Source organism: Pseudomonas sp. O39, from assembly GCF_045447295.1.
GTDB lineage: Bacteria > Pseudomonadota > Gammaproteobacteria > Pseudomonadales > Pseudomonadaceae > Aquipseudomonas > Aquipseudomonas antarctica_A.
This window is the reverse complement of the sequence record NZ_JBJGXV010000015.1, coordinates 52,202-76,568: the sequence shown is the minus strand read 5'-3', so window position 1 is coordinate 76,568 and position 24,367 is coordinate 52,202. Positions and strand designations below refer to the sequence as shown.

Here is a 24,367-nt window from a genome sequence, read left to right as displayed (position 1 = left end):
CTGTCATTTGGCATTTAGCCCTTTTCCCACCACCTGCCCGTTCGCGAGATGACACGCGCTGATTGGAACTGACTACACCGTTCTTTCCACATATCAAGCCGAAAGGCGTTGGATCCTGTCTTTAAAAGGGGCTTGGTATGTGGAATTCATCGGTGCCCGGCCATGGGGCTGGGGGTGTGCGTTATGACGTGGGTGGGGCAGGGCAGCACCTGGGGGGCGTAAGTCGCTCTGAGGACAAAAAGGACGACGTAGATGCCAATAAGGATGTTGTCGGTAAGCTTCTCAGAGAGCTTGATGATGCCGAGAAAACGTCCAAGAGCCAGACCGTCAAGGATCTGCGAGACAAGCTGAATGAACAGCGGAAAGCGCTCGGAGATGAAAAATTCAAAGAAATCCTCGAGCAGCTGAAAAAAGAAATATTTGAGGATTGGCTCACGCGGATGAAGAGGCTGTTTCCGGATCTTTTTCCGGAAGAGGCGATTCCGTCTCCGGCGCCTTCTCCAAAACCATCGCCGGGCGGTGGCGGTGGTGGCGGTAGAGTTAACCCGAAGAATTTTGGCTCCGTAGAGTCCATGAGTAACAAGCCGTTTACCAAAGGGGCTAATTTCACTGACTACAAGCCTGACAATAGCAATCCTGCAAAAAAACCGGGTATGGGCAGAGAAACCGGCAATATCTGGAGTGGTTTCAAACAGGGGCCGGACGGAAACTGCATCACTGTTTCAGCCATAAAGAGCGCAATGATGAAGTTCGGCCAGAAGCCCACCGATGTTTTCAAGGACGTGAAAGCGTCAGGCGATGGCTATGACGTGCAGATGCGGGACGGGTTTCAGCTCCATTTGAGCAAGGGGCAATTACAGCAGGCGGCACAACAGGCTCGGTTCATGGGGGACGATCCGGCCATGATGACCGACGCCAACTTCATGTACGCCGCCAGCGCCATGCGGGCTCATATGGAAGGTAATAACGGGCAAGGTTACGGTAACGATCATAACGCTCGCCGAAGCTACATGGATGCGTTGGTGAGCTTGAACGACGGTGAACACGCCAATGAGGGGCTGGATCGTCTGGGCCTCAAAGGCCTGTACCGGCAGACGACGAGCGATGAGCTTGCCAGCGGTGCGTTGGGCGTTGTGAACTACGGCGGCCATTCGATGGCGGTCATTGGCGGCCAGATAGAGCTATGGGGCGGGCGAGGCGGTCGGCCTCAGCGGGAGGATCACGGGGAGGCGTACGCATTTATATAGCTATACAGCGGCAGGTGAAGCGGCATTTCACGCTGCAATAAAACGAAAAAGCCCGTTAACCTCTTATAGGGTTAACGGGCTTTATTCACTCGCTTAGCTTATTGGCAAGCTTCGCAATCCGGCTCATCAATCGCGCAAGCCTTTGGCACGGGGGCCGGGCCGGCTGGGGCGGCGAGTACCGAATCATCACCGTGGTTGCCGCTGGAAACAGCGTTCAGCTTACCGGTGTTGATGGTCGACTTCTCGGTGCTGGTCGCAGCCAGGGCACGGAGGTAGTAAGTGGTTTTCAGGCCACGGTACCAAGCCATGCGGTAGGTCACGTCCAGCTTCTTGCCCGAAGCGCCGGCGATGTACAGGTTCAGCGACTGAGCCTGGTCGATCCACTTCTGACGACGGCTGGCAGCGTCAACGATCCACTTGGTGTCCACTTCGAAGGCGGTCGCGTAGAGCTCTTTGAGTTCTTGCGGGATGCGTTCGATCTGCTGCACGGAACCGTCGTAGTACTTCAGGTCGTTGATCATGACCGAGTCCCACAGGTCGCGGGCTTTAAGGTCGCGAACCAGGTACGGGTTGATCACGGTGAATTCGCCCGACAGGTTCGATTTCACATACAGGTTCTGGTAAGTCGGTTCGATCGACTGCGACACGCCAGTGATGTTGGCGATGGTGGCGGTCGGCGCGATGGCCATGATGTTGGAGTTACGAATGCCTTTCTGTACACGGGCACGTACCGGTGCCCAGTCCAGGGATTCGTTCAGGTCAACGTCGATGTACTTCTGGCCACGTTGCTCGATCAGGATCTGTTGCGAATCCAGCGGCAGGATGCCTTTGGACCACAGCGAGCCCTGGAACGTCTCGTAGGCACCGCGCTCATCGGCCAGGTCGCAGGAAGCCTGGATCGCGTAGTAGCTGACCGCTTCCATCGACTTGTCGGCGAACTCGACAGCAGCGTCGGAACCGTAAGGAATGTGCTGCAGGTACAGTGCGTCCTGGAAGCCCATGATGCCCAGCCCGACCGGACGGTGCTTGAAGTTGGAGTTCTTCGCCTGTGGCACCGAGTAGTAGTTGATGTCGATAACGTTATCGAGCATGCGAACGGCGGTGTTCACGGTACGTTCCAGCTTGGCGGTGTCCAGCTTGCCGTTGGTGATGTGGTTCGGCAGGTTGATCGAGCCCAGGTTGCAAACGGCGATCTCGTCCTTGTTGGTGTTCAAGGTGATCTCGGTGCACAGGTTCGAGCTGTGGACCACGCCCACGTGCTGCTGCGGGCTGCGCAGGTTGCACGGGTCTTTGAAGGTCAGCCACGGGTGGCCGGTTTCAAACAGCATGGAGAGCATTTTGCGCCACAGGTCTTTGGCCTGGATGGTCTTGAACAGCTTGATCTTGCCCGGGTACTGGGACAGGGCTTCGTAGTACTCGTAACGCTCTTCGAAGGCCTTGCCGGTCAGGTCGTGCAGGTCCGGTACTTCGGATGGCGAGAACAGGGTCCACGGGCCGTCATCGAAGACGCGCTTCATGAACAGGTCCGGGATCCAGTTGGCGGTGTTCATGTCGTGGGTACGACGACGATCATCACCGGTGTTCTTGCGCAGCTCGATGAACTCTTCAATGTCCATGTGCCAGGTTTCCAGGTAGGCACAGACAGCGCCTTTGCGCTTGCCGCCCTGGTTGACCGCTACGGCGGTGTCGTTCACCACTTTCAGGAACGGTACAACGCCCTGGGACTTGCCGTTGGTGCCCTTGATGTACGAACCCAGGGCTCGTACCGGGGTCCAGTCGTTGCCCAGGCCGCCGGCGAATTTGGACAACATGGCGTTGTCGTGGATCGCGTGGTAGATGCCCGACAGGTCATCCGGCACGGTGGTCAGGTAGCAGCTGGACAGCTGTGGACGCAGGGTGCCGGCGTTGAACAGGGTCGGGGTCGACGACATGTAGTCGAAGGACGACAACAGGTTGTAGAACTCGATGGCGCGGTCTTCTTTGTGCTTCTCTTCAATCGCCAGGCCCATGGCCACGCGCATGAAGAACACCTGCGGCAGTTCGAAGCGGATACCGTCCTTGTGGATGAAGTAACGGTCGTACAGGGTTTGCAGGCCCAGGTAGGTGAACTGCTGGTCGCGCTCGTGGTTGATCGCCTTGCCGAGTTTTTCCAGGTCGAAGGTGGCCAGGATCGGGTTCAGCAATTCGAATTCGATACCCTTGGCGATGTAGGCAGGCAGGGCCTTGGCGTACAGGTCGGCCATTTCGTGGTGGGTAGCGCTGTCGGCGACGCCGAGGAAGCCCAGGCCTTCGGCACGCAGGGTGTCCATCAGCAGGCGCGCGGTCACGAACGAGTAGTTCGGCTCACGTTCAACCAGGGTGCGGGCGGTCATCACCAGTGCGGTGTTGACGTCGGTCAGGGCCACGCCGTCGTACAGGTTTTTCAGGGTTTCGCGCTGGATCAGGTCACCGTCGACTTCTTCCAGGCCTTCACAGGCCTCGGTGATGATGGTGTTCAGGCGGCCCAGGTCCAGCGGCGCAAACGTGCCGTCAGCCAGGGTGATACGGATCGACGGGTGAGCTTGTACGGCAGCTTCTTCAGCCGGGGTGCGTACAGCGCGTTCCTTGGAACGGGCGTCACGGTAGATCACGTAGTCGCGCGCCACTTTCTGCTCGCCGGCACGCATCAGGGCCAGTTCGACCTGGTCCTGGATTTCTTCGATGTGGATGGTGCCGCCCGATGGCATGCGACGCTTGAAGGTTGCGCTGACTTGTTCGGTCAGGCGGGCAACGGTGTCGTGGATGCGCGACGAGGCAGCAGCGGTGCCGCCTTCAACTGCAAGAAACGCTTTGGTGATGGCGACGGTGATTTTGTCATCGGTGTAAGGAACGACAGTGCCGTTACGCTTGATCACGCGCAATTGGCCAGGTGCGGTGGCGGACAGATCCAGGTTCGAATCAGCGGCCTGCGGCACGGAGCCCTGCGGGTTCTCGCGAGTTGTGTCGGTTTGCATGGGGGGTTGTCTCCACATTCTATATTTATTTGGGCACCATCACGGTGCCCACCGTTCCGTCCTGAAGCACTTACAACAGGCCTTGGCCTGGCATAACAACTTCGGGACAGGAGGAAGGGAGCTCATCGCGCCGCTTCCATGCCGAAGTCTTCGGCTCGGGCCTTTAAAGAACCCTGCGCCGTATTCCTGTTGGGTGACAGTTGCTCGCTTCAAGCACTGCAACACCCGTACCGTTTTTCGCCCTTGTGGCTGGAAAACGGCTGCCATCCGCGTGCGCGGTTTGGGCTTTCAAAAAATGCTTTGGTTCAACCAAACGGGAGCAAGAAAGCACTTGAGTTTCTTGTCTGATCTGTGTTTGGTTTTTCGCTTGAAACCCTACATGTAGGGTTTTTTTAGCGCCGAGGTACAAGATAATGCGTTTTGGGGGTCTTAGCAACGCACTACCTGTGGATAACGCTGTGGGTAAAATGTGTATGAAACATGGAACGCCCGTGTAGGCCGCAGTGCGGCTGGATTGCGCCGTTTGTCACTGAATATTCCAAGGTAAAAACAGCCGATTGGAATTTTGGGGGCGCGAACCCTATCACAAAAAAACGTGATCACCGAATGGATTTCCCGGCTTGTGCTGGAGGGCTGGCCCGTGGCTACAATCGGCCTACTTACAGTCGCTGTTATGCCCGTACAACATTACAAATAGGGTATGACCGGTGAAGATCAAAATGTGGAAGCCGGGCTTGCCCGCGATAGCATCACCGCGGTCTATCAGTTACACCGCGTTGATGCTATCGCAGGCAAGCCAGCTCCCACATTCGGTCGCAGTTTCATGACGACTCTCTATAGCGCGACGAGGATCACCCGTGGAGCAAGAAGCCTGGCAAATATTGATTGTCGAGGACGACGAGCGATTGGCCGAGTTGACCCGTGAATACCTGGAGAGCAACGGCTTGCAGGTGTCGGTAGAAAGCGATGGCGCCCAGGCTGCGGCACGCATCATCGCCGAACAGCCTGACCTGGTGATCCTCGACCTGATGCTGCCCGGCGAAGATGGCCTGAGCATCTGCCGCAAAGTCCGCGAGCGCTATGACGGCGTGATTTTGATGCTCACCGCACGCACTGACGACATGGACCAGGTGCTTGGCCTGGACATGGGCGCCGACGACTATGTGTGTAAACCCGTGCGCCCGCGCTTGTTGCTGGCACGTATCCAGGCCTTGTTGCGGCGCAGCGAGCCCGCGGAACCTGCTGCCGTGGAAAACCAGCGCCGCCTGCAATTTGGCCCATTGGTGGTGGATAACGCCCTGCGCGAAGCCTGGCTGCACGAGGGCGGCATCGAGTTGACCAGCGCCGAGTTCGACCTGTTGTGGCTGCTGGTCGCCAATGCCGGGCGCATTCTGTCGCGCGAAGAAATCTTTATCGCCCTGCGCGGTATTGGCTACGACGGCCAGGACCGCTCCATTGACGTGCGTATCTCACGCATTCGGCCGAAAATCGGCGACGATCCGATCCACCCACGGCTGATCAAGACCATTCGCAGCAAGGGCTACCTGTTCGTCCCCGAAGCCGCCGCCGATATGCCGCTGTGAACTCGATCTTTCTGCGCATCTACGGCGGTATGTGTGCTGCCCTGATTTTAGTCGCATTACTGGGCGTGCTGGCCTTGCACCTGCTCAATGAAGTGCGCAGCGGCCAGTACCGTGAGCGCCTGGCCCACGGCACTTTTGCGCTGATGGGCGACAACCTGCAGCCCATGAGCCCGATCGAGCGCCAGCGCGCCCTGGCGGTGTGGGAGCGTTTGTTGGGCATCCCTCTGGAATTGCGCCCGCTGGCCGATGCGCAGTTGGACCTGGGCCAACGCACTCGCCTGCAACGCGGCCAGGTGCTGGTGGAGCAGACCGGGCCGCATGCGGCGCGCGTGCTGCGTCTGGTCAGTGAGCAGTCGCAACTGGTACTCACCGGCGAAGTCCAGCAGATCAGCGAACAACTGGCCCGCGCGACTATTTACCTGCTGGCGGACGAACTGGTGCGCTTCCCTGTCGCCGAGCAGCCGCAGAAACTGGCAGATATCAAGGAAGCCAAGGGTTTTGGTTTTGACATGCACCTCATGACCCTGGATGCGGCGGACATGGACGACGACCAGCGCCGCCGGGTATCAGAAGGCGATACGGTGATGGCCTTGGGCAAGGGCGGCGATTCAATCCGTGTGTTTGCCGGCATGGTCGGTACGCCGTGGGTACTGGAAATCGGCCCGCTGTATCAAATGAGCCCTTACCCGCCGCAATGGCTGATCCTGATCGCGCTGATCAGCCTGACCTTGATTGGCTTGATCGTCTATTTACTGGTGCGTCAGCTTGAGCGACGCCTCAAAGGCCTGGAGGCGGCGGCCACCCGCATTGCCAAAGGCAACCTCGAGGTTCGCGTACCGGCTCGGGGTGCCGACTCGGTGGGGCGCTTGGCGGCTGCCTTTAATGGCATGGCCGAGCACTTGCAGCAATTGCTGGCGATCCAGCGCGAACTGGTGCGCGCGGTCTCCCACGAGCTGCGCACCCCGGTGGCACGCCTGCGCTTTGGTCTGGAGATGATCGGCGACGCCGCCACCCCTGAGGCGCGGCGCAAATATCTGGAAGGCATGGACAGCGACATCCAGGACTTGGACGGCCTGGTGGACGAAATGCTCACCTACGCACGCCTGGAGCAAGGCGCACCGGCGCTGAATTTCCAGCGGGTCGACCTCAATGCGTTACTGGATCAGGTGATCGGCGAATTATCGCCACTGCGCCCGCAGGTCAGCGTAGCCCGAGGCATCTGCCTGTCTTCGGCACATTGGGATGACGCCTGGGTCGACGCCGAGCCGCGCTACTTGCACCGGGCCCTGCAAAATCTGGTGAGCAACGCCATGCGCCATGCCCAGGGCCAGGTGTTGATCAGCTATCAGGTGGGCCAGGTGCGTTGTCGCATCGATGTGGAAGACGACGGGCCTGGCGTGCCGGAAAGCGCCTGGGAGCGGATCTTTACGCCATTCCTGCGTCTGGACGATAGCCGCACCCGTGCGTCGGGCGGGCATGGCCTGGGGTTGTCGATTGTGCGACGGATTATCTATTGGCACGGCGGGCGGGCGTTGATCAGCAAGAGCAATAATTTGGGCGGGGCATGCTTTAGCCTGAGTTGGCCGCGGGATCAGGATAAACCCTGACACTGCTATCGCGGGCAAGCCCGCTCCCACAGTTGGAATGCATTCTCCTGTGGGCGCTGGCTTGCCTGCGACAACGGTAGATCAGGCGCGGATAGCGACCAGGCTCAACAACTGCTCCCCGTCCACCACAAACTGCCCCTCCAACTCCGTGCCATGGCACCACTGTGCAGACAAATCCGTCAGCAACCGCAGCCGCACATACCCAGCCGCTGACCACTCCAACACCTCGGCATGCTCAAAGTAGAAGCGCTTTTGCACGATCGGGTAGAGCGCCTTGAACAGGCTTTCCTTGACCGAGAACGTCAGCGTCACCAGCAAGGCGATCTGCTCGCGGGGCAAGGCGGCCATGCGTTGCAATTCATCGGCAGTGAGAATTTCCCCGGCCAGGCGTTCCGCCCGTTCCAGTGTCAGCACATTCTCCAGGTCCATCCCCAGCCCGCGCCATTGCGCCTTGTGCGCGACAATCGCCGCCGCATGACCGGTGCTGTGGGTGATCGAGCCGCTGATATGCCCGGGCCACACCGGCGCCCGGTCTTCGCCGATGGCCGGCACGCAATCGAGCTGATCAAGCTGTAGCAACGCCGCGCGGGCGCACACGCGGCCGGCGAGGAATTCTGCCTGACGCTTGGCCACCGAGCGCTGGATGCTCGCCGGCGGTGGCACGGCACTGCGCTGGAAGTCGTCGGCGATCAGTAAGGCCGGGTCGAATCGAGTGCTGAGAAACACCGTGCCCGGTAATGGAACGGGCAGCGGCCAGTGGGCATCGAGTGGGGTACAGCAAGCGGGTAGGGGCGTCATGTGCGGTATTTTGCCGAGTTGCCACGCCAGTGGATAGCCCGCAACGGTTCAGGCCAGGTTCAGAGCCCGTTCAGGGGGAGTTCAGGGGCGCCTGCGTAGTCTGGCTTCAACAGCCAAACGCGTAGAGGTAAGCACCATGACTGCGATCAAAAAGCTGATGTTGGCGTTAACCATGCTCAGTGCTACGGCCGGGGTCCAGGCTTCGGACGGTGCATTTGCGGCATTTGGTAGCGAAAAAACCAAAAAATCCAGCAACCTGATCCAGCGTGTCAGCTTCGACGATGCGGGCAGTCGCTGGGGCAAGTCACGCCTCAACCCGCTTATCGCACCGGCTACGAACACCTGACGGGCCAATACAATGGCATTAAACTGCGCCCGCAAGACTTGCAGGGCCGCTATGATATTCCCCTGTCGGACAGTTGAATTGCCTTGGAGAGCCTTATGAAATTGCTGGTCGTGGAAGATGAGGCGCTGCTGCGTCATCACCTGTTCACCCGCCTGACTGACAGTGGTCATGTGGTCGAAGCCGTGGCCAATGCCGAGGAAGCCCTGTACCAGACCGGGCAATTCAACCATGACCTGGCGATTATCGACCTGGGCCTGCCCGGCATGGGCGGCCTGGACCTGATCCGCCAACTGCGCAGTCAGGCTAAGACCTTCCCGATCCTGATCCTGACCGCGCGCGGCAACTGGCAGGACAAGGTCGAGGGCCTGGCCGCCGGCGCCGACGATTACGTGGTCAAGCCGTTCCAGTTCGAAGAGCTGGAAGCGCGGATGAACGCCTTGCTGCGCCGCTCCAGCGGGTTTACCCAGTCGACCATCGTCGCCGGGCCGCTGCTGCTGGACCTCAATCGCAAGCAAGCCTCTCTGGATGAGCAACCGCTGGCGCTGACCGCCTACGAGTATCGGATTCTCGAATACTTGATGCGTCACCATCAGCAGGTGGTGGCCAAGGATCGCTTGATGGAGCAGCTCTACCCCGATGACGACGAGCGTGATCCGAATGTGATCGAAGTGCTGGTCGGGCGCCTGCGCCGCAAGCTGGAAGGCCCGGCCGGGTTCAAGCCGATCGACACCGTGCGCGGCCTGGGCTACCTGTTCAATGAGCGCTGCCGTTGATTCGCTCGTTACGTGTGCGCTTGATGCTCGCGGCCACCACCCTGGCCGTGCTGTTTATGCTGGGCTTGTTGCCCGCCATGCAAGGCGCGTTCAGCCTGGCGCTGCAGGATTCCATCGAGCAGCGCCTGGCGTCGGACGTAACCACCCTGATATCCGCCGCGCGGGTCGAAAACAACCGCTTGCTGATGCCGGCGCAGTTGCCGGACGAGCGCTTCAACCTCACTGACAGCCGCCTGCTCGGTTATATCTACGACCGAGAAGGTCATCTGGTCTGGCGCTCGCGGGCGACCCAGGAAGAAAACATCAACTACAAGCCGCGCTATGACGGGCGCGGCAACGAGTTTGCGCGTATTCGCGAGGCCAGTGGCCAGGAGTTCTTCGTGTATGACGTCGAGGTCAAGCTGCTGGGCGGCAAGAGCGCGGCGTTCAGTATCGTGGCGTTGCAACCGGTGCGCGAATACCAGCTGACCCTTGAAGGCCTGCAGGAAAACCTCTACCTCGGGTTTGGCGCGGCCTTGCTCGTATTGTTGACCCTGCTGTGGCTGGGGCTGACCTGGGGCTTGCAAGCCCTGCGGCGCCTGAGTCAGGAACTTGACCAGATCGAAGGCGGCACCCGCGAAAGCCTTACCGAAGAACACCCCCGTGAACTGCTGCGTCTGACCGGCTCCCTCAACCGTTTGCTGCACAGCGAGCGTGAGCAACGTGCGCGTTACCGCGACTCCCTTGACGATTTGGCCCACAGCCTGAAAACCCCGCTGGCCGTGTTGCAGGGGGTGAGCGAAGACATGGCCCAGCGGCCGGAAGAACGCGGTCAGGCCTGGGTATTGCAATCGCAGATCGAACGCATGAGCCAACAGATTGGCTATCAACTGCAGCGCGCCAGCTTGCGCAAAAGTGGCCTGGTGCGTCACCAGGTACGTATCGAGCCGGTGTTGCAAAGCCTGTGTGACACCCTGGATAAGGTTTACCGCGACAAGCGCGTCACCGTGTCTTTTGACTTGCCGCCCGAGTGCGATGTACCGATCGAGAAGGGCGCCTTGCTCGAAATGCTCGGCAACCTGCTGGAAAACGCTTATCGCCTGTGCCTGAGCGAAGTGCGCATCAGCCTGGTGGAGAATCTCGAAGGTATCGAGCTGTGCATTGAAGATGACGGCCCAGGCGTACCGCCTGATCAGCGTGCGCGGATTCTGCAAAGGGGTGAACGGCTGGATCGCCAGCACCCGGGGCAGGGGATCGGCCTGGCGGTGGTCAAGGACATCATTGAAAGCTATAGCGCGCGCCTGACCCTTGGGGATTCGCCATTGGGTGGTGCGGCGTTCAAGATTCACTTCCCGGCTGTTTGATGTGCAGTGGCTGTACCAGCCTCATCGCAGGCAAGCCAGCGCCCACATTTTGAAGGTATGCACGCATCAAAGGTGGGAGTCGGGCTTGCCCGCGATGAGCATAGGTATCTACGCAACTCTTTGTGTCGCTTTAAGACTTTGAGGGGTTAGGTAGATTGAGTACATATCCGTTGCTGCGGTAACGGCGGCTTAGGGTTCCGCCCTTACGGCGGGTCACTTTTTTACAGACGCCCTAAAAAAGTAACCAAAAAACGCTTTGCCCCACCACTCTGTGCCTCGCCTGGGCTCGGCATGCCCGCACTCCGGCTTGAATCCGTGGGCCGCCGCCATGGGCCATCCCTGGCCCAGTGCGGCTAACCCGGCGTCCTGCCGGGTTACCCACGGATTCAAGCCTGCGTTCGGCCATCGTGGTTAACGGGGCCTGTCAGATCAAGATCAACAGCAGATCAAAAGCAGAGCACGGCGGCCTGGTAGCCGACCTGAGTGGTAGAAGCGAAAGCAGGGCAAAAGCAGATCAAAAACAGGGCTGCTTTTCTGTGGGAGCTGGCTTGCCTGCGATGCAGACACCTCGGTACATCAGGCATACCCAATTGATGCCATCGCAGCGGTTCGGCGGTCCGACAAGCCAGCTCCCACATTTGACTGAGTTTAGTCTCCAAGATCAGGTCGGCTGTCAGGCCGCCTCGGCTCGCTTTTGATCTAACCACTCAGGTCGGCTACTAGGCCGCCGTGCTCTGCTTTTGATCTTGATCTGCTGTTGATCTTAGGCGCCCCGTTAACCACGCTGGCCGAACGCAGGCTTTGGAGCGTGGGTAACCCGGCAGGACGCCGGGTTAGCCGCGATGGGCCAAGGATGGCCCATGGCGGCGGCCCACGGTCCGAAGCCGGAGTGAGGGCACACCGAGCCTAGGCGAGGTGCCGAGTGGTGGGGCAAGAGCCCTTTTGGGGCTCTTTTCCAAAAGTGACCCGCCGTAAGGGCGGAACCCATGTCAGCCGTAACCCAAACAACGGATATGCACTCAGCACACCCCGACAACCAAAGCACTCAACCCGTAAAAAAAGATGTGTAGATACCTATGCCGCGATGAGGCCCACCCAGGTAACCCCCTCTAACTCTCTTGCGCCCGATACGCCCCCGGCGTCAGTCCCGTCCACTTCTTGAACGCCCGATGAAACGCCGACGGTTCGGAAAAACCCAACTGCTCGGCGATCTCCTGCAAAGACAAATTTGCTCGTCCCAAATGGTAGATGGCGATGTCTCGCCGCAACTCATCCTTGAGCGCTTGAAAGCTGGTGCCTTCTTCACGCAAATGCCGTCGCAGGGTCTGCGCACTGATATGCAGGTGCTGCGCGACGGCTTCAAGGTCTGGCCAAGGGCTGCGGTCGCGGCTGAGCAAGCGGCGTAACTGGCTGCTCAGGCTGTCGCCTTCATCCGGCCGGGACAGCAGGTCGGCGGGGGAATGCTCAAGAAAGTGCTTGAGGGTCCGCTCGTCCTGCAGCAGCGGCAGGCTCAGGTAGCGACTGGGAAATACCAGGCTGCTGTGCGGCGCACCGAACACCTGAGGGCAGGGGAAGAGCAGATCATATTCGCCGGCATGCGCCGGCATCGCGTAGCTGAATGTTGCCTGATGCAGCCGGATGCGCTGGCCGATCAACCAACTGCCCAAGCGATGCCAGATCACCAATAGGCATTCAGTGAGGAAGTGATCCGGGTCCCACAGCTGCGAATCGTCCAGGCTCAAGCGGGCCATGTCGCCTTCTTTTGTCAGCTGCCAGCGCGGACCCTGTGGGAATAGGCTATAAAATAATAAGCCGCGTTCCAGAGCCTTCTCCAGGGTGCGGCAATGAATCAGCGCGTGGCACATCATGGCGAAGGTGCCGCGCTTACTCGGGCCTTCGGCAAACCCCAGGTATTCGTCATCCAGCGCCAGCCACAGCATTTGCAGCAGCCGGGTGAATTGTTCCGGGGCGATGCGGGCGCGGGGCTCGGTGAGCAACTCCGGGGTAATGCCTATCTGGAGCAACAAACCCGAATAGTTGTAACCCGCCCGGCGCGCACCGCCGAGGGCGGCTCGGGCGTAGTGGCTGGCGATGGTACGTTCACGCATGTGAGGGCCTCGTCCATGGAGTGATGGATGTTAGTCATCACCAAGACGGGCGACAAGGCGGATATCCGCCAAATTGTAGGACGGGATGGGGTGAGTGGGCGGATTTCCGCCATGTTGCCCGTGGCCCCTGTGGGCCCACATAAACCCCCGGCCCTGATGTCTAAAGGCCTTCAGGAATTTTGAGCAAAGTGGCACGGCGTTTGCGATAAAGATTACAGCGCAGGATTGTTCCTACAGACCAGACCTCGCAAACAACAAATCCCTCCAGTGCAGGAGGGTTCGCAATTCAAGTGTCGTGGGCATGGCGGATATTTGCCACACGGTGCGATTGAGGAACTTTGCAATGACGACTCGTCAGCCACTGTACAAATCCCTGTATTTTCAGGTGATCGTTGCAATCGTTATCGGTATTTTGCTCGGTCACTTCTACCCGCAGACCGGTGTGGCCCTCAAGCCACTGGGTGACGGCTTCATCAAGCTGATCAAAATGGTCATCGCCCCTATCATCTTCTGCACCGTTGTCAGCGGCATCGCTGGCATGCAAAGCATGAAATCGGTCGGCAAAACCGGCGGCTACGCGCTGCTCTACTTCGAAGTTGTTTCCACCATCGCCCTGCTGATCGGCCTGGTCGTGGTCAACGTTGTGCAGCCGGGTGCCGGCATGCACATCGACGTCGCTACCCTGGACGCGTCCAAAGTCGCTGCCTACGTGACTGCCGGTGCAGACCAGAGCGTGGTTGGCTTCATCCTCAATGTGATCCCGAACACCATCGTCGGCGCCTTCGCCAACGGCGACATCCTGCAAGTGCTGATGTTCTCGGTCATCTTCGGTTTTGCCCTGCATCGCCTGGGTGCGTACGGCAAGCCGGTGCTGGATTTCATTGATCGCTTCGCCCACGTGATGTTCAACATCATCAACATGATCATGAAGCTCGCGCCACTCGGTGCCCTGGGCGCCATGGCGTTCACCATCGGCGCCTACGGTGTAGGTTCCCTGGTGCAACTGGGCCAGTTGATGATCTGCTTCTACATCACCTGCATTCTGTTCGTGGTCGTGGTGCTGGGCGCCATCTGCCGCGCGCACGGTTTCAGCGTGTTGAAGCTGGTTCGCTACATCCGTGAAGAACTGTTGATCGTACTGGGCACTTCCTCCTCCGAATCCGCACTGCCACGCATGCTGATCAAGATGGAGCGTCTGGGCGCGAAGAAATCCGTAGTAGGCCTGGTGATTCCGACTGGCTACTCCTTCAACCTCGACGGTACTTCGATCTACCTGACCATGGCTGCCGTGTTCATCGCCCAGGCGACCGACACCCACATGGACATCACCCACCAGATCACCCTGCTGCTGGTGCTGCTGCTGTCCTCCAAAGGCGCTGCAGGCGTGACCGGTAGCGGCTTCATCGTGCTGGCTGCGACCCTGTCGGCCGTTGGTCACCTGCCGGTTGCCGGCCTGGCGCTGATCCTGGGTATCGACCGCTTCATGTCTGAAGCCCGCGCACTGACCAACCTGGTGGGTAACGCCGTTGCCACCCTCGTTGTGGCCAAGTGGGTCAAGGAACTGGACACCGACAAGCTGCACAGCGAGTTGGCGTCCGGCGGTACCGGCATCTCCGACACCCGTCCAGAAGATGACCTGGGTGTGGCCGAAGGTCCTGCCCCTGCTGCTGTAAAGTAACAGGCTGATGGCGTGAACTGACGCCGAAGCCACTCGCAAACGCCCCGACTTGTTCGGGGCGTTTGCGTTTGTGCCCGGCCACTTTTGGAATCTTTTGCTTTACAGTCAATCAATACGTCATCAATAACGCGGCGGAGGTTGGATGGATAGCGTGGATCTGAATGTCCTGCGCAGCGTGCTCCAATGGCGCCGCGCCGGGCAGCGAGTGATGTTGTACAGCGTGGTCCAGACCTGGGGCAGTGCGCCGCGCCCACCGGGGGCGATGTTGGCCTTGCGCGGCGATGGTGTGGTAATCGGGTCGGTGTCCGGCGGCTGCATCGAGGATGACTTGATCGCGCGGTTGCAGGATGGCCGATTGGTGGATGACGGCCCGCCGGTACAGTTGGTGACCTACGGCGTTACCCGCGATGAGGCGGCGCGTTTTGGCCTGCCTTGTGGCGGTACGTTGCGCCTGACGGAAGAGCGCGTGGACGACTGGCGTTGGGTCGCTGAACTGCTGGAGCGTTGCGAGGCGCATGAAGTCGTCGCCCGAGAGCTGGACCTGGCCACCGGCATGGTGAGCTTGAGTGCTGCGAGCAAGACAGATGCGGTGACCTTCGATGGCGAACGCTTACGCGCCATTTACGGCCCACGCTGGCGCTTGTTGTTGATCGGTGCGGGGCAACTGTCGCGTTATGTGGCGGAAATGGCGCGGTTGCTGGATTTCGAAGTGTTGATCTGCGACCCGCGCGAAGAGTTCGTCCACGGGTGGGAAGAGCAACATGGCCGTTTTGTGCCAGGCATGCCCGATGAGGCGGTGCTGAATATCCAGACCGACGAGCGCACGGCCATCGTCTGCCTGACCCACGATCCGCGGTTGGACGACATGGCGTTGCTGACGGCGTTGAATTCCAGTGCGTTCTATATCGGCGCGCTCGGTTCGCGGCTTAATAGCCAAAAGCGCCGCGAGTACCTGGCTGCGCTGGGCTTGTCGCCGGAGGCGATCGCACGATTGCATGGGCCGATCGGTTTGCATATCGGCAGCCATACGCCGTCGGAGATTGCGTTGTCGTTGATGGCGGAAATTGTCGCGATCAAGAATGGCGTGGCGCCAGTGCAAAAAAAGCCACTGCCAATGGCGGTTGAATGACGGTCACAGCGATTGTGCTGGCGGCCGGGCAGGGGAGTCGTTTTCGGGCTGAGGCGGGCGCGGATCAGGATAAATTGCTGGCTGATTGCTTGGGGCGCGATGGCGTGACACGGCCGGTGATCGAACAGGTGCTGGTGAATTTGCCTGAGCGCGTGGTAAAGCGCTGGGTCGTGACCTCGCCGGATCGCCTGGAAGTGATTCGCCTAGCGCGGGCCCATGGCTGCGACGTGTTGCTGCTGCACTCGGCCGGCATGGGTGACAGTCTCGCGGCGGCCGTTACGGCCAGCGGTTCAGCGGAGGGTTGGCTCGTGGTGCTGGGGGATATGCCATTTATTCAATCCTCGAGTATTGAGCGGGTGATTGACGCGCTGGAGGAGGGTGGTATCAGCGTGCTCGTACATGCGGGTGAATATGGGCATCCGGTGGCGTTTGATCGTGCGTTTGGGCCGGGCTTGATGGCACTGGTCGGTGACCGTGGCGCCAAGCCGTTATTGGCCGGCGCGAAGGTTGTGGAGGTTCAGGTGCATGACCGTGGCGTGCTTTGGGATGTGGATCTGCCGCACAGGTTGAGTTTCAGCGCGGACTAAACGCGGGGGCGGGCTGCTCGCGAATGCGCAGTGCCAGTCAATGAGTCTGGTGACTGATCCAGCGCTTTCGCGAGCAAGCCCGCTCCCACAGGGGGATCTCCACAAGACTCACGTTAATCGCCCATAAAAAAGCCCCGCCTGATCACTCAGGCGGGGCTTTTTAGTGGCGGATGGAATCAGACGAAGGGTTTAGGTTCGTGCTCTTCTTCCAAGGCCTTGTGCTCAACCACAGCTTCAACGACCGGGGCTGGCGCCTCGACCACTTCGGCAGCAGCCGGTGCGGCAGCGGCTGCAGCAGCGGCTGCTTCAGCTTCCTTGCGACGACGACGCACTTCACGTGGGTCGTTCGGCGCACGGCCGTTATCGGTCAGGGCGCTGGCAGGAGCGGCTTCAACCACCGGAGCGGCGACCTCGGCAACCACTGGCTCAACCACTGGCGCTTCAACCACTGGCGCAGGCACCACGACCGGGGCAGCTTCAACCACGTCGGCAGCCGGGGCCGGTGCCTCTTCTGCCACTGGGGCAGGGGTTGGCGCTTCAACCGGTGCGGCTGGCTCGGCAGTCCACTGGAAGGCGGTCTGTTCTTCGCGAACTTCACGCACTGCCGGGGCAGCTTCTTCGACAACCGGTGCTTCAACGGCGGCTTCAACCACTGGCTGAGCTTCAACCACCGGTGCAGGCTCAACAGCAACCACTTCCACTTCTGGTTGGGCTTCGCGAACCGGCGCAACTTCCACTTCCGGAACCGCTGGGGCTTCGATCGGGGTGATTGCTTCGACGACAGGGGTTTCAACTGCCGGGGCTTCAGCGACTGGCGCTTCTACAACTGCTGTCTCTTCGACGGCAGCAGTAGCGCGTTCAGCTTGCTCGTAGGCCTGGGCTTCAGCCGGTGCGCTGATGACGGTGCTGGCAACGGCAGCCGTCACAGCCAGGCCGGCAGCCAGTTCGGCGCCGGTCGGTTCTGCGGTTGCGGCTTCAGTGTGCTCGCCGGTCTCTTCCGAGCCTTCGATCACATTGCCATTGGCATCACGCTGACGCTCACGACGGTTGCTGCGACGACGCTGGCCACGGGAGCGGCGGCGTGGACGATCGCCTTCGGCGTTGTCCTGGCCATCTTCCTGCAACTGCTCTTCGCCGGTCAGCACTTCTTCATCTTCTTCGCTGGCGGCAGCGGCTTGCTCGGCGCGTGGTTGACGCTCTTCACGCGGTGGGCGCGGCTGGCGCTCTTCACGTGGGGCGCGTTCTTCACGCGGCTGGCGAGCCGGACGTTCTTCGCTGGCAGCTTCGGCAGCAACGGCCGGTGCGGCGTCCAGCGGCTCGCGCAGTTCACGCACACGTTCTTCGCGTTCGCCACGTGGCTTGCGATCTTCACGCGGTGCGCGCGGAGTACGTGGTGCGCGCTCTTCACGCGGTGCACGTTCTTCACGGGCTACGGTTGGGGTTTCTTCACGGGCTTCGCGAGGTGCACGCTCTTCACGTGGCGCGCGCTCTTCACGCGGTGCACGTTCTTCACGGGCTACGGTTGGGGTTTCTTCACGGGCTTCGCGAGGTGCACGCTCTTCACGTGGCGCGCGCTCTTCACGCGGTGCACGTTCTTCGCGAGGCTTGCGCTCTTCGTCACGGCGACCGTTGCGGTTACGGCTTTGCTGGCGACCGTTGCGACGTTCTTCGTTACGGGCCGGACGCTCGGCGGCTGGTTTTTCAACCACAACCGGAGCCACAGGCTCTTCTTTGGTGGCGAACAGGCTCACCAGCGACTTCACCAGGCCTTTGAACAGGCTTGGCTCAGGCATGGCGGCAGGGGCGGCAACCGGTGCAGCCACTTCGGTCGGAACCGGTGCATTGGCACGCGCCGGTGCAGTCTTCACGGCAGCTTCCTGGCGAACCAGTGTGCGGGTTGCGGCGGCCGGCTGGACTTCTTCGACTTCCGCAGCGGCAGCAGCGATTTCGTAGCTGGACTGGCCGCTGTGAGCTTCCGGGCTGTCATCGCGCAGGCGCTGCACTTCGAAGTGCGGCGTTTCGAGGTGATCGTTCGGCAGGATGACGATACGGGCACGGGTGCGCAGTTCGATCTTGGTGATCGAGTTGCGTTTTTCGTTGAGCAGGAAGGCTGCAACCGGGATCGGCACTTGCGCGCGGACTTCGGCGGTGCGGTCTTTCAGGGCTTCTTCTTCGATCAGGCGCAGGATCGCCAGGGACAGCGATTCAACGTCACGGATGATGCCGGTGCCGTTGCAACGCGGGCAGACGATGCCGCTGCTTTCACCCAGGGATGGGCGCAGGCGCTGACGGGACATTTCCAACAGGCCGAAGCGCGAGATACGGCCAACTTGTACGCGGGCGCGGTCAGCTTCCAGGCATTCGCGGACTTTCTCTTCCACGGCGCGCTGGTTCTTGGCCGGGGTCATGTCGATGAAGTCGATCACGATCAGGCCGCCGATATCACGCAGGCGCAGCTGGCGGGCGATTTCTTCAGCCGCTTCCAGGTTGGTCTGCAGGGCGGTTTCTTCGATGTCGCTACCTTTGGTAGCGCGCGCCGAGTTGATGTCGATGGACACCAGGGCTTCGGTCGGGTCGATAACAATGGAGCCGCCGGAAGGCAGTTCGACGACGCGCTGGAAGGCGGTCTCGATCTGGCTTTCGATCTGAAAACGGTTGAACAGCGGAACGCTGTCTTCGTACAGCTTGATCTTGCTGGCGTACTGCGGCATCACCTGGCGGATAAAGGTCAGGGCTTCGTCCTGGGCTTCAACGCTGTCGATCAGCACTTCGCCGATGTCCTGGCGCAGGTAATCGCGGATGGCGCGGATGATCACGTTGCTTTCCTGATAGATCAGGAATGGCGCGGAACGATCCAGGGACGCTTCTTTGATAGCGGTCCACAGTTGCAGCAGGTAGTCGAGGTCCCACTGCATTTCTTCGCTGCTGCGGCCAAGGCCGGCAGTGCGAACGATCAAGCCCATGTCGGCCGGTGCAACCAGGCCGTTCAGCGCTTCACGCAACTCGTTGCGCTCTTCGCCTTCGATGCGACGGGAAATGCCGCCGGCACGTGGGTTGTTCGGCATCAGGACCAGGTAACGGCCAGCCAGGCTGATGAACGTGGTCAGGGCTGCGCCCTTGTTGCCACGTTCTTCTTTTTCGACCTGAACGATGACTTCCTGGCCTTCGCTCAGGACGTCCTTGATGTTCACGCGGCCTTCAGGGGCTTTCTTGAAGTATTCGCGGGAGATTTCTTTGAGGGGCAGGAAGCCGTGGCGCTCGGAGCCGAAATCGACAAAGGCAGCCTCAAGGCTTGGTTCGATGCGAGTAATACGGCCTTTATAGATGTTGGCCTTCTTTTGCTCGCGTGCACCGGATTCGATGTCCAGGTCGTAGAGGCGTTGGCCATCTACCAGTGCAACACGCAACTCTTCGGGTTGAGTTGCGTTAATCAGCATTCTTTTCATGTTGTACCGTCGGTTTCCGGGCTGCCGGAAACGGCGTTCGGCACACACGACTTCTCACGGTCGGTGTCAGGTGCGTCAAGAGTGGTTGGCCACTCCAGTGTCCAGCAATACCCGCCAATGTGGGCCGGTATCGCGACGGACGCGTCCTGCTTGTTAGCGGTGGTGACAAAGGCACCACTTCAACAAAAGCTAAGGTCAGGAGGAGGAATCAACCGGCGACTGTGGACGAGATGAAGCGTCTAAATATAAGCCTAGTGCTACACGGTCCGACGGTTGTGCATCTCCACCCTACACGTATCCCTGATAATTCGGGTGCTGCCGCGCGCAGAATCCGCAGCGGGTTGGCATTTACCGTGTTCTCCAATGGGGAGTCCACGCTCATGGCTAAACAAGACTAGGTGTGGGCGATTGCGCTCTCACTCAGCTCTTAACAGGCGTTGTTTCCGAAGTATTCGCCATGGTCTGGCTCAAGACTGACTGCACTTTGTGAACTGGCCGTAAATATCGGCGCAGAACGCGAGTATTCACTCTGCTTTCTGCACTCGCTTCAGGCCTCATGTCACCTGCGCTTGTTACAATCTTGAGCCTTCCAAGGTGGCGAAAGCCCCGTAGGACGGCCTCGCGTCCTGATGAATTGCGATGGTCAGGGCCGGCAATTTGCCGCAAGTCCTCTGTCCAGGCCGCTTTTGGCGGCGTTCGCGACTATAGCAGCAATGATTAAGTGCTTCAATTCCATAAAAAATTGTTATCATCGCCGCCATGACGACTACCGCCCCCCAGACCCCCAGCGTCCAGCTGCTTGAGGTCTCGCCGGAATATGCCGGCCAACGCATTGACAACTTTCTCCTGGCCAGGCTCAAAGGCGTGCCCAAGACCTTGATCTACCGCATCTTGCGTAAAGGCGAAGTGCGCGTGAACAAGGGTCGGATCAAGCCCGAGTACAAGCTGCAGGCGGGCGATATCGTCCGTGTGCCGCCCGTGCGCGTGCCTGAGCGCGACGAGCCGGTGCCACTGGCCCAAGGCCTGTTGCAGCGCCTTGAAGCCTCGATTGTCTTCGAAGACAACAAACTGATCGTGATCAACAAGCCCTGCGGCATTGCGGTTCACGGTGGCAGCGGCCTGACGTTCGGCGTGATCGAGGCCTTTCGTCAGTTGCGTCCGGATGCCAAGGAGCTGGAACTGGTTCATCGCCTTGACCGTGACACGTCCGGCCTGTTGATGATCGCCAAAAAACGCAGCATGTTGCGCCACCTGCACACCGCCCTGCGTGGCGATGGCGTGGACAAACGCTACATGGCGTTGGTACGGGGCAATTGGGCCAGTTCCATCAAGAGCGTCCGCGCGCCGTTGCAGAAGAGCAACCTGCGCTCCGGCGAGCGTATGGTCGAAGTGGACGAGGAGGGCAAAGAAGCCCTGACCCTGTTCAAGGTGCTGCGCCGCTTCGGCGACTTCGCCACCTTGGTCGAGGCCAAGCCGGTGACCGGTCGTACCCATCAGATTCGCGTGCATACGCTGCACGCAGGCCACTGCATTGCGGGCGACACCAAGTACGGCGACGAGGATTTCTCCAAGGAAATTCGCGACCTGGGCGGCAAGCGCCTGTTCCTGCACGCCTACATGCTGACGGTGCCGTTGCCCGATGGCGGTGAGCTGAAGCTGCAGGCACCGGTCGATGAGATGTGGGCCAAGACCGTGGAGCGTTTGAGTGTCGCACCTTGATTACAAGCTGCTGATCTTCGATTGGGACGGCACTCTGTGTAACTCCATCGGTCGGATTGTTGAAGCGATGCACATGGCCTCGACCCGTTCAGGCTTCGAGCTGTGCAGCGATCTGGCCGTCAAGGGCATTATCGGCCTGGGTTTACCTGAGGCGATCCGCACGTTGTACCCGCAAATCGGCGACGAAGAGCTGGTAGCGTTTCGGCAACACTACGCTGATCACTACATCGCGCTGGAAGCTGAGCCTTCGCCGTTGTTTGAAGGCGTGCGGCAATCCCTGGAGGCGTTCCGCGCCGAGGGGTATCACCTCGCAGTCGCCACCGGCAAGGCCCGTCGCGGTCTGGACCGGGTGCTGCAGGCCCATGGCTTTGAAGATTATTTCGACATCACCCGTGCGGCGGATGAAACCGCCAGCAAACCCCATCCTCTGATGCTGGAGCAGATCCTGGCTCATTGCGGCGTCGCGCCGCGCCAGGCATTGATGGTGGGCGATGCTTCCTTCGACCTGATGATGGCTCGCAATGCCGGCATGGACAGCGTGGCGGTCAGCTATGGTGCCCAGGCGGCCGATGCCTTGCAGCAATATGAGCCCAGGCTGACGATTGATCATTTTTCTGAACTGCAGGCCTGGCTCAGCCGTGCCCAATAAGTCTTTGCTGGGGTTAATGGCATGAGTGACGAGTGGAAAGCGCCCGAAAAGGCCGAGAGCGGTGATGACAAAAGCTGGAAGCTGCTGGAGAAGACGCTTCTGGCCAGCGTCCAGGAGCAGCGCCGTTCCAGGCGTTGGGGGATTTTCTTCAAGCTGCTGACCTTTGTTTACCTGCTTGCCATGCTGGCGCTGTTCAGTCCGCTGATGGACATCGAGAAAGGCGCCACCCGTGGCAGCAACTACACCGCTTTGATCGAAGTTCGCGGGGTGATTGCCGACAAGGAGTCCGCCAGCGCCGACAATATCGTCAGCAGCCTGCGTGCTGCGTTTGAAGACCCCAAGGTCAAAGGCGTGATCCTGCGCATCAACAGTCCGGGCGGCAGCCCTGTGCAGTCGGGTTATGTGTATGACGAGATTCGGCGTCTGCGCGCATTGCATCCGGACATCAAGCTGTACGCAGTGATTTCCGACCTGGGCGCCTCGGGCGCCTATTACATCGCCAGCGCCGCTGACCAGATCTATGCCGACAAGGCCAGTCTGGTCGGCTCTATCGGTGTAACGGCGGCCGGTTACGGGTTTGTCGGCACCATGGAGAAGTTGGGTGTGGAGCGTCGCACCTACACCTCGGGTGAGCACAAGTCATTCCTGGACCCGTTCCAGCCGCAAAAAGCCGACGAGACCCAGTTCTGGCAGGGCGTGCTCGACACGACCCACCGTCAGTTCATTGCGAGCGTGAAGCAAGGGCGTGGGGATCGTCTGAAAGATAAAGACCATCCGGAGCTGTTCTCCGGGTTGGTGTGGTCGGGCGAGCAGGCGTTGCCGCTGGGTTTGATCGATGGCCTGGGCAGTGCCAGTTCGGTGGCGCGGGATGTAATTGGCGAGAAAGAGCTGGTGGATTTCACTGTTCAGGAGTCGCCGTTTGACCGCTTCTCCAAGAAGCTCGGCGCCAGCGTGGCAGAGAAACTGGCCTTGTACATGGGCTTCCAGGGCCCGACGCTGCGCTGAAATCTCAAGGTCTGTGTCGATAAATGTGGGAGGGGGCTTGCTCCCGATAGCAGTGGATCAGCCAGCTTATCTGTAACTGACCCGCCGCAATCGGGAGCAAGCCCCCTCCCACATTTGGTTTTGCGCTGGTTTTAAGGGATTTGCACGCCTTCAGCCAGCAGCATGTCCACCAGTCGAATCAGTGGCAGGCCGACGAGGCTGGTGGCATCCGCCCCTTCGGTGCTTTGAAACAGGCTCACACCCAGTCCTTCAGCCTTGAAGCTACCGGCGCAGTCGTAGGGCTGCTCAATGCGCAAGTAGCGCTCGATGCGCTGGGCGTCCAGTACACGCATGTGCACGGTAAATGCCACGCAGTCCACCTGGCAGTGCCCGGTCTCGCTGTTAAGCAGTGCAAGGCCCGTCAGGAAGCTCACACGCTTGCCGCTGGCGGCAAGCAGTTGCTCACGGGCGTTCTCGAAAGTATGCGGCTTGCCGATGATCCTGCCTTCCAGTGCGGCGACCTGATCGGAGCCAATAATCAAATGTCCGGGATGGCGGTCGGCGAGGGCGCGGGCTTTCTCTTCGGCCAGGCGCTTGACCAGCTCAATCGCGGACTCATTTGCACGATGGCTTTCGTCGATATCCGGCGAGCTGCAAATGAACGGCAGGTGCAGGCGGCTCAGCAATTCCCGGCGATAAACCGAGCTGGATGCGAGTAATAAAGGCAGCATTAGCGTCTCCTCAAGGCAGTCAGGGATTCTAGCGGGGCGACCAGCTGACGCACAGGGCTGAATTTCCTTTGACATGGCTGGGTGCATCCCTATAATGCTGCGCCTATGTTGAATGACCCGATTCCACCTCACGTTGACCCGCGCAAATTGGCAGATCGTGGCACTTCCCTTCAAGGTGAATTGCTGCTGGCCGATTTGGAGAGACTCTGCGACCCGCTTTCCGACACTGTCGGTACGGTGCAGGCCAAATTTGTTTTTGAACGAGATGAACGTAAATCTGTGGTAATCCACAGCTTTATCGACACCGAAGTCAAAATGGTTTGCCAGCGTTGTCTTGAGCTGGTCACCCTGCCGATCCACAGCGAATGCAGTTATGCCGTGGTGAAGGAGGGTGCGAATACCCAGTCGTTGCCGAAAGGTTATGACGTGCTGGAACTGGGCGAAGATCCTTTGGATCTGCATGCACTGATCGAGGAGGAGCTTTTGCTCGCCTTGCCCATTGTGCCTGCTCATCATCCGGAAGAATGCCAGCAGCCGGAGGGTCTCGATGACGAGGCCGAACCGAGCGAGGACGAGGTAACGCGGTCCAACCCGTTCAGTGTATTGGCGCAGTTAAAGCGTGACCCAAACGTTTAGGAGTTAATCA

Annotated in this window: 17 protein-coding genes and 1 pseudogene; 13 read left to right on the top strand and 5 right to left on the bottom strand. The window is 60.0% G+C overall.

Features of this window, described 5'->3' with window-relative positions:
• Positions 1-137: 137 nt before the first annotated feature.
• A complete protein-coding gene (locus ACI77D_RS19210; RefSeq protein WP_407017265.1) occupies positions 138-1,247 on the top strand; it encodes a hypothetical protein in 1,110 nt (369 codons plus the stop codon).
• Between the two features lie 98 nt (positions 1,248-1,345).
• Here the strand turns inward: ACI77D_RS19210 and ACI77D_RS19205 are convergent, their stop codons facing one another.
• A complete protein-coding gene (locus ACI77D_RS19205; RefSeq protein WP_064453771.1) occupies positions 1,346-4,240 on the bottom strand; it encodes a ribonucleoside-diphosphate reductase subunit alpha in 2,895 nt (964 codons plus the stop codon).
• A gap of 857 nt (positions 4,241-5,097) precedes the next feature.
• Here ACI77D_RS19205 and ACI77D_RS19200 point away from each other — a divergent pair.
• Entirely contained in the window at positions 5,098-5,823 is a 726-nt protein-coding gene (locus ACI77D_RS19200) for a response regulator (RefSeq protein ID WP_064453770.1), read from the top strand.
• A complete protein-coding gene (locus ACI77D_RS19195; RefSeq protein WP_407017264.1) occupies positions 5,820-7,430 on the top strand; it encodes an ATP-binding protein in 1,611 nt (536 codons plus the stop codon). Before ACI77D_RS19200 ends, ACI77D_RS19195 begins: the two co-directional genes overlap by 4 nt.
• A gap of 81 nt (positions 7,431-7,511) precedes the next feature.
• Here ACI77D_RS19195 and ACI77D_RS19190 read toward each other — a convergent pair whose 3' ends face one another.
• Positions 7,512-8,228, bottom strand: coding sequence for a 4'-phosphopantetheinyl transferase (locus tag ACI77D_RS19190; protein WP_407017263.1), 717 nt, complete (start codon positions 8,226-8,228; stop codon positions 7,512-7,514).
• 136 nt (positions 8,229-8,364) lie between these two features.
• On the opposite strand from ACI77D_RS19190, the pseudogene ACI77D_RS19185 reads away from it, so the two are divergent.
• The 3 genes and pseudogenes from ACI77D_RS19185 (at position 8,365) to ACI77D_RS19175 (ending at position 10,690) form a co-directional block, all read left to right on the top strand.
• Positions 8,365-8,651, top strand: a pseudogene (locus tag ACI77D_RS19185) (hypothetical protein).
• 18 nt (positions 8,652-8,669) lie between these two features.
• Positions 8,670-9,347 (top strand): response regulator, encoded by a 678-nt coding sequence (locus ACI77D_RS19180; RefSeq protein ID WP_017138377.1) that lies wholly within the window; start codon positions 8,670-8,672, stop codon positions 9,345-9,347.
• Complete coding sequence (locus ACI77D_RS19175) at positions 9,344-10,690, top strand: ATP-binding protein (RefSeq protein WP_064453766.1); 1,347 nt, start codon at positions 9,344-9,346, stop codon at positions 10,688-10,690. Before ACI77D_RS19180 ends, ACI77D_RS19175 begins: the two co-directional genes overlap by 4 nt.
• 1,109 nt (positions 10,691-11,799) lie before the next feature.
• Here the strand turns inward: ACI77D_RS19175 and ACI77D_RS19170 are convergent.
• Positions 11,800-12,798, bottom strand: a complete 999-nt coding sequence (locus ACI77D_RS19170; RefSeq protein ID WP_407017262.1) for an AraC family transcriptional regulator — start codon at positions 12,796-12,798, stop codon at positions 11,800-11,802.
• A 343-nt stretch (positions 12,799-13,141) separates the two neighbouring features.
• Here ACI77D_RS19170 and ACI77D_RS19165 point away from each other — a divergent pair, with 343 nt between their 5' ends.
• The 3 genes from ACI77D_RS19165 to ACI77D_RS19155 all read left to right on the top strand — a co-directional run bounded on the left by ACI77D_RS19165 (position 13,142) and on the right by ACI77D_RS19155 (position 16,192).
• The gene (locus tag ACI77D_RS19165) at positions 13,142-14,476 is read left to right on the top strand and encodes a dicarboxylate/amino acid:cation symporter (RefSeq protein ID WP_064453764.1); all 1,335 of its coding nucleotides are present in this window, start codon (positions 13,142-13,144) and stop codon (positions 14,474-14,476) included.
• Between the two features lie 142 nt (positions 14,477-14,618).
• Entirely contained in the window at positions 14,619-15,605 is a 987-nt protein-coding gene (locus tag ACI77D_RS19160) for an XdhC family protein (protein WP_407017261.1), read from the top strand.
• Positions 15,602-16,192: an NTP transferase domain-containing protein gene (locus ACI77D_RS19155; protein WP_064453762.1), complete on the top strand. Its 591-nt coding sequence runs from the start codon at positions 15,602-15,604 to the stop codon at positions 16,190-16,192. Before ACI77D_RS19160 ends, ACI77D_RS19155 begins: the two co-directional genes overlap by 4 nt.
• Before the next feature lie 176 nt (positions 16,193-16,368).
• Here ACI77D_RS19155 and rne read toward each other — a convergent pair whose 3' ends face one another.
• Positions 16,369-19,638: a ribonuclease E gene (rne, locus tag ACI77D_RS19150; protein ID WP_407017260.1), complete on the bottom strand. Its 3,270-nt coding sequence runs from the start codon at positions 19,636-19,638 to the stop codon at positions 16,369-16,371.
• Positions 19,639-20,397: 759 nt separating this feature from the next.
• Here rne and rluC point away from each other — a divergent pair.
• From rluC to ACI77D_RS19135, 3 genes are read left to right on the top strand one after another with little or no spacing between them, the layout of a single operon-like run.
• Entirely contained in the window at positions 20,398-21,357 is a 960-nt protein-coding gene (rluC, locus tag ACI77D_RS19145) for a 23S rRNA pseudouridine(955/2504/2580) synthase RluC (RefSeq protein WP_032886795.1), read from the top strand.
• A complete protein-coding gene (locus tag ACI77D_RS19140; protein ID WP_064453760.1) occupies positions 21,344-22,006 on the top strand; it encodes an HAD-IA family hydrolase in 663 nt (220 codons plus the stop codon). Before rluC ends, ACI77D_RS19140 begins: the two co-directional genes overlap by 14 nt.
• 21 nt (positions 22,007-22,027) lie before the next feature.
• Positions 22,028-23,011: a S49 family peptidase gene (locus tag ACI77D_RS19135; RefSeq protein ID WP_064453759.1), complete on the top strand. Its 984-nt coding sequence runs from the start codon at positions 22,028-22,030 to the stop codon at positions 23,009-23,011.
• A 131-nt stretch (positions 23,012-23,142) separates the two neighbouring features.
• Here ACI77D_RS19135 and ACI77D_RS19130 read toward each other — a convergent pair whose 3' ends face one another.
• Positions 23,143-23,721 carry a nucleoside triphosphate pyrophosphatase gene (locus ACI77D_RS19130; protein ID WP_064453758.1) on the bottom strand — a complete coding sequence of 193 codons (579 nt, stop codon included), beginning with the start codon at positions 23,719-23,721 and terminating at the stop codon, positions 23,143-23,145.
• A 105-nt stretch (positions 23,722-23,826) separates the two neighbouring features.
• Here ACI77D_RS19130 and ACI77D_RS19125 point away from each other — a divergent pair, with 105 nt between their 5' ends.
• Complete coding sequence (locus ACI77D_RS19125; protein ID WP_032886799.1) at positions 23,827-24,357, top strand: YceD family protein; 531 nt, start codon at positions 23,827-23,829, stop codon at positions 24,355-24,357.
• Positions 24,358-24,367 lie beyond the last annotated feature (10 nt).